The organism is Isoptericola jiangsuensis (genome assembly GCF_048320105.1).
GTDB lineage: Bacteria > Actinomycetota > Actinomycetes > Actinomycetales > Cellulomonadaceae > Isoptericola > Isoptericola jiangsuensis_A.
Genome location: NZ_CP182942.1, coordinates 2049921 through 2067790, shown reverse-complemented (window position 1 = coordinate 2067790; position 17870 = coordinate 2049921). Strand labels below are relative to the sequence as shown.

Here is a 17870-nt window from a genome sequence, read left to right as displayed (position 1 = left end):
CTCCTTCGGCGTGCGCCCGGTGACCCCTGCGCAGGGGCCACCGGGCGTTCTCGGTCAGTCCCGGACGTGCGCCAGGACGAGCTCGACGAGCCCGGGCAGGGAGCTCTGCTCCGGTGCGCGGTCGTAGTTCCCGGTCGTCTGCACCACGACGAGGTCGTGCCCGGGGAGCACGTGCAGCCGCTGGTCACCGTTGCCGATCCCGCCGACCCACCGGTCCGGCCCCGTGCCGCCCAGGTACCACTGGTAGCCGTACCCGCTGCCCCAGGTCGTCGCCGTGCGACCGGTCAGCATGCGGTCGACCCAGGCGGACGGGACGACCTGCACGCCGTCCCGGGCCCCGCCGTCCTGCACCAGCCGACCGATCCGGGCCAGGTCGCGCGGCGCCAGGCGCAGTCCCGAGCAGGCGACCGGCACGCGCTCGGGCGTGGCGATCCACTCCGCGCCGCCGATGCCGAGCGGGGCGAGCAGCCGGGTCCACGCGTACTCGTGCAACGGCACACCGGTGCCGCGAGCGATCAGGTGGCCGATCACCTCGGTGGTGCCGCCGCAGTAGTTCCAGGCCTCGCCCGGCGGTCCCTCGACCGGCCGCTCCAGGGCGTAGCGGTACGGGTCCGGTGCGAGACGCATCGCGATCTCGCCGTTGCGCGGGTCGCGGTACGGCGGCCGTTCCCACCACTGCAGCCCGGTGGTCATCGTCAGGGCGTGCTCGATCGTGATGCCGGTGCGCCGGGGATCGGCGACCAGGTCCGGGTACTCGGGGAACTGGGCCATCAGGGGTGCTGACACCTCGGGGACCTCGCCGTCCGCCAGGGCGATGCCGTACAGCAGGGCGACGACGCTCTTGGACACCGAGCGCACGTCGTGCAGCGTGTGCGGGCCGAAGTCCACCGTCCCCAGCGGCCGCCCCATGCGGTGGTCCCTGCCGCGCCCGTACCACTCCGCGACCAGCTCGCCCCGGTGGACGGCGACCACGCCGTGCAGCCCGGGCGTCCCGGCGGCGAACCGCGCGACGGCGGCGCCGAGCGCCGGGTCCGGGCCGTCGTCGGGCACGGGCCAGGGGGCACCGGGGCGTCCGTCACCGACAGCCAGCACCGGGTTGAGCACGAACCGTCGCAGCATCGAGAGTGGGCGCACAGGCTCGAAGGTAGCGTCCCGGCCACCGCTGCGCGGCAGATGGACACCGCCGGATCGCGGTCGCGCAGGGATGGGAGACTGGGCGCCGTGACGGACTCTCGCAACGCCTCGACCACGCCCGCCGACGCCTTCGCCGGCGGACCGCTCGACCTGCCGGGATGGACGCACGTCTACTCGGGCAAGGTCCGCGACCTGTACTCCCCGGACCTGCCGGCCCTTGGCGGCGTGCACCCCCTGGGCGACGTCGTGCTGGTCGTCGCGTCCGACCGCGTGTCCGCGTACGACCACGTGCTCAGCCCGGGCATCCCCGACAAGGGCGTGGTGCTCACACAGCTCAGCCTGTGGTGGTTCGAGCAGCTCGCCGACCTCGTGGACAACCACGTCGTCTCGGTCGAGGCGAGCGCCGAGCCGGGCGACGGGCTGGTGCCCGACGTCGTCGCGGGACGCGCCATGATCTGCCGCCGCCTGGACATGTTCCCCGTCGAGTGCGTGGCTCGCGGCTACCTCACCGGGTCAGGACTGGCGGAGTACCGTGCCGGGGGCCAGGTCACGGGCATCCCGCTGCCCGCCGGTCTGGTGGACGGCTCCCGGCTGCCGGAGCCGATCTTCACCCCGGCGACCAAGGCCGAGGTGGGCGAGCACGACGAGAACGTCACCTTCGACGAGGTCGCCCACCGGATCGGTGGCGACGACGCCGCCCGGCTGCGGGACCTGACCCTCGCCGTCTACGCGCGGGCGGAGGAGATCGCGCGCGAGCGCGGCGTGATCCTGGCCGACACGAAGCTGGAGTTCGGCACGGTGTCCGGCCCGGACGGTGAGCGGACGATCGTGCTGGGCGACGAGGTGCTCACCCCTGACTCGTCGCGGTTCTGGCCTGCGGACGACTGGGAGCCGGGCCGTGCCCAGGCCAGCTTCGACAAGCAGTTCGTGCGCGACTGGCTCACCTCCGACGCCTCGGGCTGGGACCGTGCGGGCGACACCGCCCCTCCGGTCCTGCCGGCCGACGTCGTGCTCCGCACGCGCGAGCGCTACCTCGAGGCGTTCGAACGGATTACCGGCTCGGTGCTCTGACGCGCCCCGGGCTCTGCGGAGGCCCTGGGCTCTGCCGCGGCCCCGCTGCGAGGCGGGCGCCGGTGGAGAGGCGTGCGCCCCGTCGGTTCCCGGGCGGGGACCGACGGGGAGCGCTCAGCGTCCGCTGCCGGCGATGCTGCCCTCGAGCATGCTGCCGTCGTAGGCGATGATGCCGCAGATCATCCGGCGGTCGCCCACGGCCCAGGTCAGCTCCGTGGGGGAGAAGTAGAGGATGTCGAGCTCGGACTCCTCGTACGGCGCACCGACGTAGTCGTCGAACGTGCCCAGGCACTGCTCCTGGGCGATGGTGTCCATCCCGTCCAGGCCGGGGAACTCGTCGGCCGTGATGTCGTGGACGACGTAGGTCTCGGCGGTGTGCGGGACGGCGCAGTCGACGTGCTCCAGGGGGTCGCCGCTGGTGAGGTCGGCCGGCGGCTCGAAGCAGTCGCCGACGGCGAGGTTCGTGCCGGTCGACTCGTTGAAGCCCTCGGTGTAGCCCTCCGCGAACGTGTCGCGGAACGTGTCGCTGGACAGCAGCGCCATGGTGCCGGCGATGATCAGGCCCCACACGAGCGTCGAGACCGCGCCGAGGACGACGCCGGTGATCGCGAAGCCGCGACCGCGGCGGGCGCCGTTCTTCGTGCGGACGATGCCCGCGATGCCCAGGCCGAGCGGGATCAGCGTGAGGGTGAGCAGCCCGGTCACGAACGCGGCGATCGAGACGCCGTCGAGAGGGGCGCGCTGGTCCCAGGCGGGAGCGCCGTATGGCGCCGGGGTGCCGTAGGGCGCGGGGGTTCCGTACGGCGCGGGGGCGCCGTCGGACGTCGGGACCCCGTACGGCGCCGGGGCCTCGGTCGTCGTGGTCGGGGCTCCGCCGTGGGCGGGCTGCGCCGACACGTGGGCGTGCGGGTCGGCCTGCGGGCCGGGGTGCTGGTCGGGGCGAGGAGTCGGCGCGGCGAAGGGGTCGCCGGGCGGCTGAACGGTCACTGAAGGTCTCCTGACTGGCGGTTCGCGCCGAACCTAGCGGGTCGGGCCGACATCACGACAGGTCAGGCGCGACGTCGTGACCAGGGTGTGACCTGACGCGTCCTGCGGCCGGTCGGCCGCGGGTAGACTGGCCCGCGGAATCCCCGCCGTCGTGCTCCCGCCCGCTACGTGCGCGCCCGTCGTGGCGCGGTAGTACCGGGATCTCGGAGCGGCGGTACCGCGCAGAGCACCTGAGGAGCCCGAAGTGGGACGCGTCGTCGTCGAGGTCATGCCGAAGCCCGAGATCCTGGACCCCCAGGGCAAGGCCGTCGTCGGGGCGCTGCCGCGCCTCGGCTTCACGCAGTTCTCCGGAGCCCGCCAGGGCAAGCGGTTCGAGCTCGAGGTGGACGGCGACGTCACGCCCGAGGTGCTCGAGGCGGCCCGCCAGGCCGCCGAGACGCTGCTGTCGAACCCGATCATCGAGGACGTCGTGCGCGTCGCGGACGTCTCCGAGGAGTCCGCCGGGGCGGTGGCCTGATGGCCGCCGGCACCCTGGCGTCCGCACGGATCGGGGTCATCACCTTCCCCGGCACGCTCGACGACCGTGACGCCGCCCGGGCCGTGCGTCTGGCGGGCGGCGAGCCGGTGTCGCTGTTCCACGCCGACGGTGACCTGCAGGGCGTCGACGCCGTGGTGCTGCCCGGCGGGTTCTCCTACGGCGACTACCTGCGCGCCGGGGCGATCTCCCGCTTCGCGCCCGCGATGGACGCCGTCGTGGACGCCGCGAAGGGCGGGATGCCGGTGCTCGGCATCTGCAACGGGTTCCAGGTCCTCACCGAGGCGCACCTGCTGCCCGGCTCGATGGTGAAGAACGACCACCTGCACTTCGTCTGCCGCGAGCAGGTGCTCGCCGTGGAGAACGCGGACACGGCGTGGACGAACCAGTACGCCCCCGGCCAGCAGATCACCATCCCGCTGAAGAACCAGGACGGCCAGTTCGTCGCCGACGAGCGCACCCTCGACGAGCTCGAGGGCGAGGGCCGCGTCGCGTTCCGCTACGTGGGGAACAACCCGAACGGGTCGCGACGCGACATCGCGGGCATCGCCAACGCGGCCGGCAACGTCGTGGGCCTCATGCCGCACCCGGAGCACGCCGTCGAGCCGGGCTTCGGCCCCGAGGCGGCCGACGGGTCGCGCACCGGCGTCGACGGGCTGGGCTTCTTCACGTCCGTGCTCGCCGCGCTCGTCGCGGCCTGACGACCTCGGAGCTCAGCATGAGTGTCGACGTGCGCCAGGCCGCGGCCTTCGAGGAGCGTCCTGACGCCCGCCCGGTCGGGGCGCCCGACGGCGGCGAGGGCGTCGAGATCGTCGAGGTCCCGTTCGACGACGCGGACGCGGTGATGATCCGCGCCGAGGCCGTCGCGGAGCTCGGGCGCCGCTACGGCGGGGACGACGACGCGCACGAGGTCATCGACCCGGCCACGATCGTGATGACGCTGCTCGCCCGGGTCGACGGCGTCACGGTCGGCGGCGGCAGCATCCGCGACGTGTCCGGCACGGACGACGGGCGCGGGCGGGGGACCCTGCACCCGGCTGCCACGGGCGAGGTCAAGCGCGTGATCGTGCTTCCCGGGCACCGGGGCCGGGGCATCGCCCGCACCCTCATGGCCGAGCTGGAGCGTGCGGTGCGGCAGGTCGGCTTCCGGCGCCTGGTGCTGGAGACCGGCACGGCGCAGCCGGAGGCCGTCGCGCTGTACACGACGCTCGGGTACGAGCCGATCGAGTCGTACGGCCGGTACGCGGGAGAGGCCGACCAGCTCTGCTACGGCAAGCCTCTCTGAGGCGTCCGGGGGCGTGCCCCCGGTTTCACTCGGTACCTCGGACTTCGTTCGGCAGTTCAAACTGCCGAACTGAGCAGGAGTGCCGAACGAAGCTGCGCCCCTCAGGGCGCGCGGGGTCGCCCGCCCGTTCAGCGCAGCAGCGGCCTGACCTCGTCGCCGAGGAACGTCGCGAACGCCGCCAGGTCAGGCTCGTCGGCGGTGGGCTGGATGGCGACGACCGTCGCCCCGGCGTCGGCGAGCGCCCGCACGGCCGCGGCGATCGTCCCCGCGTCCCCGGCGGCGCCGACGCCGCGCCCGGGGCCCGACCCCCACACCGGCAGCTCGGCGTCGAGGCGTTCCTGGGCGCGCGGACCGGTGGTCGCGATGAGCGTGGCGTGCACGTCGGTGAGCTCGCGCCCGACGGCGGACGCCGCGTCGTGCGCCGTCGTCGCCGCCGCGCGGACGTCGTCGGGCGTGAGCGCGTTGGCGAGGATGAGCGCGTCCCCGACCTCGCCCGCCAGGGCGAGCGTCCGCGGTCCGACGCCGCCCAGCCACACCGGGACCGGCGTCGTCGGCGGCCAGTCGAGGCGCACGGCGTCGAGCGTGACGTAGCGGCCCGACGTCGTCACCTCCTCGCCCGCGAGCAGGGCGCGCAGGGCGAGGGTGTGCTCCTGCAGGAGCGTGAGCGGGGAGTCGACGCGCACCCCGGCCTGCGCCATCCACTCCTGGACGCCGTGCCCGACGGCGGGGACGAACCTCCCGGGGAACAGCCGCGCGAGGGTGGCGACCTCCATCGCCGTGATCGCGGTGCTGCGCAGCGGGACGGGCATGAGCCCGAGGCCCACCCTGATCCGGTCCGTCCAACCGAGCGCCGCGGCCGCGGCGGCGAGCCCGCTCTGCTTGAAGCAGTCCTCCCAGACCCAGAGGTCGTCGAGGCCGGCGGACTCGGCCGCGCGAGCCAGGGCGCGCAGCGTCTCCGGCGGATGGGTCGGCACCGACGCGATGCCGAGACGGACGGGCGCGAGAGCGTCGGGGGTCATGGGACCACCGTGCCACGCACCGCCCACAGCGGCTCCCGGACCGCGCCGCCCGGTCAGCGGCGCAGGTAGGCGAGCTGGACCGCCACGGACTGCCGGGCGGCGGGCAGCACGGACGGGTCGACGTCGGCGTAGACGTGCGCGGTGACGGCGTCGACGCCGGCATCCTCGCCGAGCACCGCCAGCGCCGCACGGACCTGAGCCAGCCGGTCCAGCCGGTGGGTGCGGTAGGCCCGCACGGCGACGCCCAGGTCCTCGATCTCGGGGCCGTGCGCCGGGACGGCGAGACGGGCGTCGCCGACGGCCTCCAACGTGTCGAGGCTCGCCAGGTAGTCCGCCAGGGAGCCGTCCGGCTCGGTGAGCACCGTCGTGCCGCGCCCGAGCACCGTGTCACCGGTGAGCACCACCGGGGTCTCGCCGGGGCCCGTGACGACGAACGACACCGAGTCGCCGGTGTGTCCCGGGGTGGCCAGCACCTCGACGCGCAGCCCGGCGGCCTCGATCGTCTCGCCGTCCCGCAGGGGGCCGCCGCCGTGGCAGTGCTCCGGGTCGGCGGCGCGCACCGGTGCTCCGGTGCGCTCGGCCAGGCCGGCGGACCCGGCCGTGTGGTCGGCGTGCCGGTGGGTGACGAGCACCAGGGCGACCGGTCCGGCCGCCGCCAGGGCGTCGAGGTGCGCGGCGTCGTCGGGCCCCGGGTCCACGACCACGCACGACCCCGCACCCGGCGCCCGCAGCACCACCGACCGGGTGCCGTCCAGGGTCATCGGGCCAGGGTTGTCCGCCCGCAGCACGGACACCGACGGCGTGAGGGTGCGCAGAGTCATGCCGTCATCGTGGCACGGTCACGGTCACGGACACGCTGGACCGGCCGGCGGGCCGAGCGCCGGATCGCTCCGGTCAGCCGACGTCGGGCGCGGCGTACGTCAGCCAGCGTTCGTCGACGACGTACCCCGACCGGGCGCTCGCGGCCAGGATTCCCGTGTTGTCGGCCGAGCCGCCCGTGCGGAAGCGCCGGGCGCCGTCGTCGAGCATCGCCAGGACGGAGGCGGCCTTGACCGCCGACGCGAGCCCGCGGCGGCGGTGCGAGGGCGCGACGACGGTGCGGTCCGTCTCGACGACGTCCCCGTCGCGATCGACGATCGTCATGGCGACCAGCACGCCGTCGTCGAACGCGCCGAAGCTGCGCCGAGCGCCCCTGGCCGACGCCGTGCTGCGGGTCAACGGGGTGTGCGCGGTCGCGGGGCCGCCGGGATAGTCCTCGGCGGTCCGTGCGTCCAGGTCGAGCACGGCCTCGACGTCGCCCTCGTCGAGCGGGCGCACCTCGAGGGGCGCGACGGCACCGACCAGGCCGCGGAGCCGGACGACGTCCGCCCCGTGGGCCGTCAGCTCGGCACCGAACGACGTCGCCACGACCGTCCAGCCGGCCGCCTCCAGCGCTTCACGGCGCGGGTCGTCGTCGCGCACGACCTCCGTGGCCGAGTGCCGGGCCGCCGCGCTCACGAGGCCAGCAGCTCCAGGGTCTGCACGCGGCCGGGCGTGGCGTCCAGCGGCTCGCCCGCGTAGGTCCCGGCGACGGGCACGACCATGACCTCGTCGACCCCGTGGCGACCGGCCAGCCGGGCGATCTCCGCGCGGACGGTCTCCGGCTCGCCGACGAGCCAGCGGGAGCGCATGTCCTGCACCATCTGCTGACCCAGGCCGTCCAGCGGGTCGGCGAGCGCCTCCTCGACGGTCTCGGAGCGGCCCATCGGGCGCCCGGTGCGCAGACGCGCCATCGCGCGCAGCTGTGGCGTCGCGCGCTCCTCGGCCTCGGCGAGGGTGGGGGCGACGACGGCGTTGACGGTGAGGAACGTGCGCGGCTCGGGGTGCACCTCGCTCGGGCGGTAGCCGTCGCGGTAGAGGGCCAGCACCTCGTCGATCCCGGCGCCCGAGAAGTGGTTGGCGAACACGTACGGCAGGCCCAGCTCGGCGGCGAGCCGCGCCGAGTAGTCGCTGGAGCCGAGCAGCCAGACGGTGGGCGCGGCCACGGCGGCGGGCGTGGCGTGCACGTCGTAGACCTTGCCGTCGGTGAGCCGCAGGCGGGCACCCTCGGGGTCCATCAGGGCGAGGATGTTCTGCACGTGCTCGGGGAACCGGTCGACGTCGGACGTCGGGCCGGAGGCTCGCAGCAGCGCGGTCACCACAGGGTCGGAGCCCGGTGCCCGACCGATGCCGAGGTCGACGCGCCCCGGAGCCAGCGCCTCCAGCGCGGCGAACTGCTCGGCGACCACGAGCGGCGCGTGGTTCGGCAGCATCACACCACCGGAACCCACGCGGATGCGCGACGTCTGCGCGAGCGCTGCCGCGATCATCACCGGCGGCGTCGACGCCGCGACGGCCGGCATGTTGTGGTGCTCGGCGAACCAGTAGCGCTCGTAGCCGAGGTCGTCGGCGCGGCGCGCCAGCGCGATCGAGGACGCGAGCGCCTGGGCGCTGGTCTGACCGGTGCGGACGGGCACGAGGTCGAGGACGGACAGGCGGGGAGCGGTGGTGGCGTTCATCGCCTGGGTCAACCGGCGGGGCAGTGGTGACTATTCCGGGTCCCCCGTGTCGCGGCCCCGCCGTGCTGCGGCGTCCACAGGAGATCGGCGTCGCCGGGTGAATTGCGTCGATATGGACCCTGGTCGACCTCGTCATGATCATCGTCGGCGCGTTCCGCGACAAGGAGGGCCGCGTCCTCAAGCAGTGGACCTGACCCCCTGAAGACCGCCACGCCTGACGGTCGCCGACCGCCTGGTCGGCGACCACGGTCAGCCCGGGAGCGGGTCGCGCAGGCCGCTCGCGCGGCGGACGGGACGGGCGACGGCGGCGCGGACGGCGTCCGCGGTGCCCACGACGCGCACGTGCTCGCTCGCCCGGGTGACGGCGGTGTACAGCAGCTCGCGGGTGAGCAGCGGCGACGTGGGCGCAGGCAGCACCAGCGAGACGTGGCGGAACTGGCTGCCCTGCGCACGGTGGACGGTCATGGCGTGCACGGTCTCGACCGGCGGCAGCCGGTGGGTGCGCACCCGCAGCGGGTCGCGCGGGTCGCCGAACGCCGCGACCACGCCGTCGCCGTGGGCCACCACGACGCCCGTGTCGCCGTTGTAGAGGCCCACCTCCGCGTCGTTGCTGGTCACCAGCAGCGGACGGCCCACGACCCACGGTCCGGCCGACCCGCCGCGCCCGGCCCCGGTGGCCTCCTCGACCCACGCCTCGACCTGTGCGGCCCAGCGGGTGACGCCGACCGGCCCGCGCCGGTGCGCCACCATCACCCGGTGCCGGGAGAGGGCGTGCAGCGCGCCGTGCGGGTCACCGTCGCGGGCGGCCGCCACGAGCAGTCGACCTGCCTCGACGGCGTCGTCGCGCACACCGCGCACGTCGTCCTCGGTCAGTCGGTCGGTGTCCGTCTCGACCAGCTCGACCCCGTCGACCCCGGCCCGCAGGATCTCGACCGCCTCCTCGCCGCGGCCCTCCCGGACGGCGCTCGCCAGCGGCAGGATCGCCGACCGCGCGCCCTGCCGGTGGACGGTCACGAGCCCGACGACGCCGTTGCGCAGCCGGTCGGGCTCGTCACCGGTCAGCGGCACGACGTCGGCCTCGGCCGCGGTCGCGGGATGCACCGACCCGATCGGCGGCGCGCCGGCGATCGAGGGACGCTTCACGAGGTCGCCGAGCACGGCACCCGCCTCGACGGAGGCGAGCTGGTCCGGGTCCCCGACCAGCACGAGCCGCGCGTCCGGGCGCAGCGACTCCAGCAGCCGCGCCATGAGGGACAGCGGCACCATCGACGTCTCGTCCACGACGACGACGTCGTGCGGCAGGTGGTGCCCGGCGTGATGCCTGAACCGGGTCGCGCTGCGGTACCCGAGCAGCCGGTGGACGGTCGTCGCCACGGGCTCCCCGGTCCGGGCGCGGTCGGCGGGGTCGAGGTCGGCGACGACGTCGCGCACCGCCTCCTGGAGGCGGGCGGCCGCCTTGCCGGTCGGCGCGGCGAGCGCCACGCGCAGCGGTCGGGCGCCGTCCTGCGCGGCGCGGTCGTCGCCTGCCGCCGGGCTGCTTGCCGCTGGGCCGCCCGTCGATGCGGGGCGTGCCGCGTCCCCGCCCGCGACGTCGTGGACGACGGCGAGCAGCCGCGCGACCGTCGTCGTCTTGCCGGTGCCCGGACCGCCGGTCAGGACCGTGACGCGACGTCGCGCCGCGTGCTCGGCGGCGAGCCGCTGGCGGGTGTCGCCCTCGGCCGGGAAGAGCCGGGCCAGGGCTGCGGCCAGCCGGTCGGCGTCGACGTCGAACGGCTCGGCCGTGACCCGACCGTCCACCAGACGCCGCACCGTGAGCTCGTCACGCCAGTAGCGGTCCAGGTAGAGCCGACCCCCGACCCATCGCACCGGCAGGTCCGCCGGGCCGCCCACCCCCACCGACACCAGCGGGCTCGCCTCGATCGCGGCGACCCAGGCCGCGTGCTCCGGCCACGGGGACTCCCGCCCGCCGGAGGTGTCGTCGCCGGCGTTGCCGACGTCGCCGGCGCTCCCGCCGGTGCTGGTGCTCCCGCCCGCTTCGACGCCGTCGTCCTCGGGCCGGGCGAGCGCCGCGAGCTCGACCGGGTCGCCCGGTCGCACGCACACCGACCCGCCCCGCAGCGCCCGGACGGCCAGCGCGACGGCGAGCAGCACCCGCTCGTCGGCCTCACCGGTGAGGCGGCCCAGCCGTGTCGCGACGTGCACGTCGGTGGACGCGACGATCCCGGCGGCGTTGAGCTCGCCCAGCAGGCCCCGGGCACCGGCGGCGGTGCGGACGTCACCGACCACGGCGTCGGCGCTCATGCGGCCTCCTCGCTGCGCAGCGCTCCCCGGTCGAGCAGGTCCGAGAGCGCGGGCACCAGGCCCGCCGGCGGCACCCACGCGACGACGCCGTGCGGTGCGCCGTCCGGCCCGACGGGGGTGTCGGGCCCGCACATGCCGCGCACGAACAGGTAGAGCCCGCCGCCCAGGTGCACGTCCGGGTCGTACCCGGGCAGCCGCCAGCGCAGGTAGCGGTGCAGCCCCACCAGGTACAGGACGAGCTGGAGCGGGTAGTGGGCGCGGAGCATCGCGTCGGCCGTGGCCCCGGGACGGTAGTCGTGGGCCGTCAGCGGTGCGTCGAAGGCGCCCAGCCGGTTCGTCTTGTAGTCGACCACCAGGAACCGTGGCCCGCCGTCGTCACCGGTCACCCGCACGACGGCGTCGATGGACCCGGTGAGGTAGCCGCGCAGCACGGCGGGGTGCGGGTCCTCCGCCGCGAGGTCGGCGAGCATCGCCGGATAGCCCGCGAAGACGTCGTCGGCGCCGAGGTGCCGGCCGAGCAGCGCCGCGACGTCGGCGAGGGTCGCGCCCGGCCTGCCGAGGGACGCTCCGGCGGGAGCCCCGGCGGGCACAGGGCCTCCGGCGATGTGGTCGCCCCCGGCGAGCGGCAGCTCGAACTCCAGCTCGGCGAGACGGTCGCGCGGGTGGACGTCGGCCAGCGTCCGCCCGGAGGCGAGCGGCCCGAGCGGGGTGCGGGCGACGACCGCGAGGGCGGCGGCGAGGCGGGCGGGATCGGTGCCGGGCAGGCGGGACGAGGCTGCCGCCCGGGTGCAGTGCGCCAGCAGCTCGGCGTCGAGGTCGGCCGCGGCCGTGTCGACGTACTCCAGGACCTCGTGGACCAGCGTGCCGAACGCGGCACCGGCGGGCAGGTCCGCCATCGGCGACGGCAGGTCGGCGCCCGCCCCGGTCCCCGCGTCGTCGGGTGCGCCGACCGGCAGCACGTCGTGCGCCTGCTCGGCGGGCTCGTCGGTGACGACGGCGCCCTCCGGCTCCGAGGTCACCCCCGCCGGGGCGCCCGCGCCGGACCCGCTCCCGGTCCCGGAGCCGGACCCGCTCGCGGGGCCGGACCCGGCGGGACCGTGGTGCGCCCCGGCGGTGAGCGCCGTGTACGACGCCCGCCGCCAGGATGCGTCCGGCAGCCGACCTCCGGCGGACACCCCGAGCGCGGGCAGGTCCCGCACGGACGGCTGCCAGCGTGCGGTCGGGACCTCGGCCGGCACCTCCTCCACGGCGACCGTGCCGCCGGAGCGCGCGGCGAGAGCGTCGAGCGCGGCACGGGCCTCGTCGTCGCGCATCTGGCGCGACGACGCCTGCTTCTCCGGCTCCCCGCCCAGGACCCGGTCCGCGAGCAGCACCCGCGTGAGCGCACCCTTGGCGGAGTTCGACTTCGACGGCGCCCAGTGCGCCACCACCTGGTGCCGGGCCCGGGTGAGGGCCACGTACAGCAGACGCAGGTCCTCCCCGGCGTCCTCCCGGCGGCTCCGGTCGAGGGCGGCGTCGTAGCCGGGCGACGCCGGGCCGCCGACGTGCAGGGTGCGCACCCCGTGGTCGTCGTGGAAGCGCAGCACGTCCGGTGTGGACGGCTCCCAGCGGTCCCACGCGTACGGCACGTACACGACGCCGAACTCGAGGCCCTTGCTGGCGTGCACGGTGACGACCTGCACCGCCGCGGCGTCCGTCTCCAGGCGGCGGCTGCGCTCCTCGTCGAAGTCGACCTTGGCCTCGCCGATGCGGCGCCGCAGCCACGCCGTGAGCGACTGCGGCCCCAGCCCCTCGGCCAGCGCCGCGGCGTGCAGCACCTCGCCGACGTGCCGCAGGTCGGTGACCTGCCGTTCCCCGGTGGTGAGGCGCAGCAGCCGCTCCGCGAGGCCCTCCCGGGTCACGGCCTCGTGCAGGGCCGCGACGCCGCGGGTGGCGAGCAGCCGCGCCCAGCGGCGCACCGTGTCCGACAGGTCGTCGTGCGCGGCGTCGTCGGCGCCGGCGAGCCGCGCGGCGTCCCAGCCGACGAACGGCGTCAGCGCCAGGGCGGACGCCCGGGCGTGCGCGCCCGGCTGCTCCAGGGCGTCCAGCAGCGTCAGCCAGTCCCGGGCCGACGGCGTCGCGAACACGCTCGACAGCCCCGAGACCACCGCCGGGACGCCCCGGTCGGTCAGCGCCCGGCGCACCATCTCGGCCTGGACGTTCGTGCGGGTCAGCACCGCGACGTCGCGCGGCTCCAGCGGCCGCCGTGCCCCGCCGTCCTCGACGGCGTCCCGACCCAGGCGTGCGGCGACGTCCGCCGCGACGTCCTGCGCCACGTGCGCCCGGGGTGCGCCGACGGCGGGCACCGCCCCCGCCTTCAGGCCGAGCGAGCGGCTCGTGACGTGCCGCAGCCGCAGCGGCGCACCGCCGTCGAACCGGGCCTCGTGCGCGGCGTCGACCGCCCGCACGACGATCCGCGGGTCGCCGAGCGCGACGTCGCCGAGCACCGTGTGCAGGGCGTCCAGCAGCGGCCGGTCGCTGCGGTAGGACGTGCCGAGCGTCGCCACCTGCGTGGCGTCGGCCTGCGCGTCGAGGTATGCGACGACGTCGGCACCACGGAACGCGTAGATCGCCTGCTTCGGGTCGCCGATGAGCACGAGCGTGCGGTGGCCGTGGAACGCGGTGCGCAGGATCTCCCACTGGACGGGGTCGGTGTCCTGGAACTCGTCCACCATGACGACCCGGAACCGGGACCGCACGCGTGCGGCCGCCGTCGGGCCGTGCACCGGGTCGGTGAGGGTGTCGCGCAGCAGCACCAGCAGGTCGTCGTAGTCCATGAGGTGCTGCGCGCGCTTGCGGCGCAGCGTCTCGGCGCGGGTGTCCGCGGCCACCCGGTGGCGCAGGGTGCCCACCGACGTCGGCCCGCCGCCGCCCGGCTCGACCGGGACGAGGTTCGCCTGGTGGTCGCTGACGGCCGCCCTGCCGACCTCGCCCGCGAGGCTCGGCGTGAGGGCCGGGTGCGCCTCGTCGGCGAAGCGCCGCACGTACAGGTCGTCCGACACCTCCCGGACGAGGTCGGCGACGTCCGGCACGAACGTCGCCGCGGGGTCGACGTCCGCCGCGATGCCGAGCGCCACCAGCATCTGCTGGCAGAACCCGTGCGTCGTGGTGATGGTCGCCGCGTCGAGCTGCGACAGGGCCACGGCCAGCCGCCCCCGGCGGCGGTCGATCTCGTCGCCGTCGACGGCGGCGAGCAGCGCGACCAGCGGGTCGGGGTCCGACGCCGGGTCGTCGGTGCGCAGCGCCCGCTCCGTGCGCACCAGGCGGTCGCGCACACGGTCGCGCAGCTCCGAGGTGGCGGCGCGCCCGAACGTCACCAGCATGAGGTCGCGCAGCTCGGCCGCGCCCTCGGCGACGTACCGCGTCGCCAGGGCCGCGATGGTGAAGGTCTTGCCCGTCCCGGCGCTCGCCTCCAGCACCGTGGTGCCCTGCGGCAGCGGTCCGTGGACGTCGAACACGGAGGTCATGAGGTCCCCTTCTCCTCGCGTTCCAGCAGCGGCTCCCACACGCGGCGTGCCAGCGCCCCGAACCGGGTGGTCTCGCCGGGCAGGGTGCGGCGGTCGTCGTCGGTGGGGACGCCCACGAACGTGTCGAGCGCGACGCCGGGGCCCCAGCAGAGCACGTGGTAGGCGTCGGTCTTCTCGAACCCGCCGCCCCACGTGTACCGGGCCTCGCCGAGCGCCGCGGCGGCGTCCACCGCACCCCGGTCCCGGGTCACCGCGTAGGCGTGCGCCGCCTCCGGGGGCACCGGCAGCGGTGCGCGCGCGGCCTCGGCGCGCAGCCGCACGAGGTCGTCGAGCAGGCGCACCGCCTCGGCGTGCTCCGGGGCGGCGATCCGGCTCCACGCGGCGCGCGGAGCGGACACGGGGGCGCGTCCGATCGTGCCCGTCTCCCAGGACGTGCCCGGGTGGGCCGCGGCGAGGGCGAGCACCTGCACCCAGGAGCGCAGCCGGTGCTTCGGCGCCAGCTTCGAGTACTCGGCGCGCACCACCCGCTCGCCGTGCACGCCCGGCACGGTCCCGACCACCGACACCCCCGAGGGCAGCGTCACCGCGAGGTCCACCGCCCGCGCCTCGCCCGTGGACATCGCGCTCGCCGCCGTGGCGTGCAGCGGGCGCACCCGGTCCATCACGGTCGTCAGCGCGGCGAACCCGAGCCTGCGCGGCGGCGCCTGCCCGCGCCGCCACTCCGCCTGGAACACCTGCTGCGGGTCGGCGCCCGCCAGCGTCGCGGTGAGGATCCGGTCCCCGGCGCCCCACCCGACCAGCGGGTCGAGGCTCAGCGGCAGGCGGTCGTCCACCTCGTCGGCGTCGAGCGTGAGCCGCACGCCCAGGCACTTGGTGACGAACCAGCGCACCGGGTGCTCCAGCACCGCGACGAGGTCGTCGAGGTCGACCTCCGACCCTCCGGGCGGCTCGACGGCTAGCGGCTCGGTGACGAGCAGCCCCGGCGTCGCGCGGTCGCCGCGCCCGGCCACCGCCCCGGCGAGCGCGGCGTCGTCGTGGCTGAACGGCCCCGGCGTCCCCAGCGCGCCCGGCACGAAGTTCGGCTCGCCCACCGCCTGCAGCGGGTGGCGCACCACCACGTGGTCGCGAGCGGGCCCGCCGGCGGGGGCGACGGCGATCCGGTCGAGGGTGTCCAGGAGCTCCGCGACGGGCACCGCGGGAGGTCGCACCGCTCCCGTGCGCTCGTCGGCGCCGGTGTGCAGCACCACCAGGTGCTCGGCCGCGGCGCCGACCGCGTCGAGGAAGATCTGCCGGTCCTCGGTGCGCCGGTCGCGCTCACCGACGCACGCGGCCCGGGCCAGCAGGTCGTCGCCGTCGGGGGAGGCCGAGCGGGGGAACACGGTGTCGTCCATGCCGAGCAGGCACACCACCCGGTGGGGCACGGCCCGCATCGGCTCCAGCGAGCACACCGTCAGCGCGCCGGTGCGGAACCCGGAGCGCGTCGGACGGCCCGTCAGCCGGTCGGCGAGCAGCGCTCGCACGTCCTCCAGCGCGAGCCGGGACCCCGCGTGCGTCTCGCCCGACGTCCGCACCGCGCCGAGCACACGCCGTGCCTGGGCCGTCTGCCAGGCGTCGTCGGGTGCCGGATCCGTCAGCAGGGTGACCGCCCGGTCGAGCGTGTCCAGCCACTCGCCCAACGGGCGGCTGCCGGAAAGGCCCGCCAGCAGGTCCGTGAGACGCGTGACGAGCTCGGTGAAGCGGCCCGCCACCTCGACGTCCGTCGACCCGACGTCGTCCAGCGGCAGCGCCGCCCCGACGAATCGGGCGTCCTCCTCCGCCATCGCCACGCCCAGCAGGACCCGGTCGAGCGCCGCGTCCCACGTGCCCTGCCGCACCCGCGGGTCGATGCCGAACCGCTCGCGCCGCGTGCCGTCCTCGCCCCAGCGCACGCCGACCTCGACGGCCCAGGCGCGCCACCGGTCGAGGTCGTCGTCGGTGAGCCGGAAGCGACGTCGCACCGGGGCGGCGGCCGCGAGGTCGAGCACGTCCGAGGCCGTCACCCGACCGTCCGCGAGCCGCAGCAGGGTCGCCACGACCGCCAGCACCGGGTTCACCGCGCCGGCGCCCCGGTCCGCGAGGCTGACGCGCAGCCGCTGCCCGGGATGTCCCCCGACCGTGCCGTCCGCGACGGAGCCGAACGTCGCGGTGACCAGCGGGGCGAACGTCTCCACGTCCGGGCACAGCACGACGACGTCGCGCGGCTCCAGCGTCGGGTCGGCGGCGAACAGCCCGACCAGCACCTCGCGCAGGACCTCGACCTGGCGGGACCGGCCGTGGCACGCGTGCAGCTGCACGCTGCGGTCGGCCGCGTCGAGCCGCAGCGGCACCGCGGGGTCCGGTTCGTCCGCGCGCAGCGACGCCTGCAGCGCGCCCAGCAGCGTGGCCGGGGGCGCGGGGGCGGCGTGGTGCACGACGGCGACCCCGGCGCCGGAGAGGTCGGGCACGGGGACGTCGGGCACGGGGAGGTCGGATACTGCGGTGAGGCGCACCTGCAGCTCCACGGAGTCCCGCGCCGTCGACGTCAGCAGCGGGTGGCGGGAGACCGCGGGGAGGTGCTCCCGGCGCAGCACGCCCGGACCGGGCACGGCGACGTCGGGGAGGGTGGCGGCGACCGCGTCCCACAGCGCCGGTGACGGGTGCGGCAGCCACAGGTGGACGTCCCGGTGACGGGCGAGGGCGAGCAGCACGCGCCGTTGGTCCTCCGGCAGCCGGGTCGGCCCGAACACCGACAACCGGCCCGGCAGGTCCACGACGTCGGGGTCGCGCTCCAGGGCGGCGACGGCGTCGGTGAGCACCTCGGCCGGGCCTGGCGCGTCGAGCAGGTCGCGGACCCGCCGCCACAGCGCCGGCTGCCACGTCAGGTCGGCGGGGACGGCGTCGCCGACGCCGTCGGTCGTGTCCCCGGCCCGCCAGGCCACGAGCACAGAGGGGCGCTGCCGGGCGTACCCGCTGAACAGGTCCGCGACCCGCTGGGCCAGTGCCACCCGGCGCGACCGCCGCACCGCGTCGTCCGGCCCGCCCACGTGGCGCGCCAGCGGCGCCGCCCACGGCTCGTCCAGGGAGGCGTCCACCACCTGCAGCACCGGCCACACGAGGCGCTCGCGGCGCCACGGGTCGTCGTCCGGATCCACGCCCGTCACGGCAGCCACGGCCGACGCGACGAGCCGGGACGGCGAACCGAAGTCCACGTTCGCGCACACGCCCGCGCCCCTGCCGTCGTCGCCCAGGTGGTGCGACAGCCGCTGCGCGAGCCACCGCTCCACGCCGCGCGTCGGCACCGCCACGACGTCCGGGGTGAACGGGTCGTCCGGCGGGTCCGCCAGCACGCGCGCCAGGGGCGCCACGAGCGCGTCGGCGCGCTCGGACCGGTGGATGTGCAGCACGAGGACAGGCTAGGGGCGGGCGCCGACAGGCGCGTCCCGGGGCGAACGTGCCCGCCCGCCCCCGATGGCGGCG

General features: G+C 76.2%; 13 protein-coding genes. 4 read left to right on the top strand and 9 right to left on the bottom strand.

The window, feature by feature from the left end; genetic code table 11:
* Positions 1–54 precede the first annotated feature (54 nt).
* Complete coding sequence (locus tag ACNHYB_RS09665) at positions 55–1134, bottom strand: serine hydrolase domain-containing protein (protein WP_418275130.1); 1080 nt, start codon at positions 1132–1134, stop codon at positions 55–57.
* 87 nt (positions 1135–1221) lie between these two features.
* Here ACNHYB_RS09665 and ACNHYB_RS09660 point away from each other — a divergent pair, with 87 nt between their 5' ends.
* Complete coding sequence (locus ACNHYB_RS09660) at positions 1222–2205, top strand: phosphoribosylaminoimidazolesuccinocarboxamide synthase (protein ID WP_418275129.1); 984 nt, start codon at positions 1222–1224, stop codon at positions 2203–2205.
* A 114-nt stretch (positions 2206–2319) separates the two neighbouring features.
* Here the strand turns inward: ACNHYB_RS09660 and ACNHYB_RS09655 are convergent, their stop codons facing one another.
* Entirely contained in the window at positions 2320–3192 is an 873-nt protein-coding gene (locus tag ACNHYB_RS09655; RefSeq protein ID WP_418275128.1) for a septum formation family protein, read from the bottom strand.
* 244 nt (positions 3193–3436) lie between these two features.
* Here ACNHYB_RS09655 and purS point away from each other — a divergent pair, with 244 nt between their 5' ends.
* Genes purS through ACNHYB_RS09640 form a run of 3 tightly spaced genes read left to right on the top strand, consistent with a single transcriptional unit; the run spans position 3437 to position 5012 of the window.
* Positions 3437–3709 (top strand): phosphoribosylformylglycinamidine synthase subunit PurS, encoded by a 273-nt coding sequence (gene purS, locus ACNHYB_RS09650; RefSeq protein WP_418275127.1) that lies wholly within the window; start codon positions 3437–3439, stop codon positions 3707–3709.
* Positions 3709–4428, top strand: coding sequence for a phosphoribosylformylglycinamidine synthase subunit PurQ (gene purQ / locus ACNHYB_RS09645; protein WP_418275126.1), 720 nt, complete (start codon positions 3709–3711; stop codon positions 4426–4428). Before purS ends, purQ begins: the two co-directional genes overlap by 1 nt.
* A gap of 17 nt (positions 4429–4445) precedes the next feature.
* A complete protein-coding gene (locus tag ACNHYB_RS09640; protein ID WP_418275125.1) occupies positions 4446–5012 on the top strand; it encodes a GNAT family N-acetyltransferase in 567 nt (188 codons plus the stop codon).
* A gap of 128 nt (positions 5013–5140) precedes the next feature.
* On the opposite strand, the gene ACNHYB_RS09635 is transcribed toward ACNHYB_RS09640, so the two are convergent.
* The 7 genes from ACNHYB_RS09635 to recC all read right to left on the bottom strand — a co-directional run bounded on the left by ACNHYB_RS09635 (position 5141) and on the right by recC (position 17797).
* Positions 5141–6031, bottom strand: coding sequence for an LLM class flavin-dependent oxidoreductase (locus ACNHYB_RS09635; protein WP_418275124.1), 891 nt, complete (start codon positions 6029–6031; stop codon positions 5141–5143).
* Between the two features lie 53 nt (positions 6032–6084).
* On the bottom strand, positions 6085–6852 hold the full coding sequence (locus ACNHYB_RS09630; protein ID WP_418275123.1) for an MBL fold metallo-hydrolase: 768 nt from the start codon (positions 6850–6852) through the stop codon (positions 6085–6087).
* A 73-nt stretch (positions 6853–6925) separates the two neighbouring features.
* Complete coding sequence (locus ACNHYB_RS09625; protein ID WP_418275122.1) at positions 6926–7528, bottom strand: GNAT family N-acetyltransferase; 603 nt, start codon at positions 7526–7528, stop codon at positions 6926–6928.
* Positions 7525–8568, bottom strand: a complete 1044-nt coding sequence (locus tag ACNHYB_RS09620; protein ID WP_418275121.1) for an LLM class flavin-dependent oxidoreductase — start codon at positions 8566–8568, stop codon at positions 7525–7527. Before ACNHYB_RS09620 ends, ACNHYB_RS09625 begins: the two co-directional genes overlap by 4 nt.
* 249 nt (positions 8569–8817) lie before the next feature.
* Positions 8818–10869, bottom strand: coding sequence for an exodeoxyribonuclease V subunit alpha (gene recD, locus ACNHYB_RS09615; protein ID WP_418275120.1), 2052 nt, complete (start codon positions 10867–10869; stop codon positions 8818–8820).
* Positions 10866–14375 carry a UvrD-helicase domain-containing protein gene (locus ACNHYB_RS09610; protein ID WP_418275119.1) on the bottom strand — a complete coding sequence of 1170 codons (3510 nt, stop codon included), beginning with the start codon at positions 14373–14375 and terminating at the stop codon, positions 10866–10868. Before ACNHYB_RS09610 ends, recD begins: the two co-directional genes overlap by 4 nt.
* Entirely contained in the window at positions 14372–17797 is a 3426-nt protein-coding gene (recC, locus tag ACNHYB_RS09605; protein ID WP_418275118.1) for an exodeoxyribonuclease V subunit gamma, read from the bottom strand. Before recC ends, ACNHYB_RS09610 begins: the two co-directional genes overlap by 4 nt.
* Between the last annotated feature and the right edge of the window lie 73 nt (positions 17798–17870).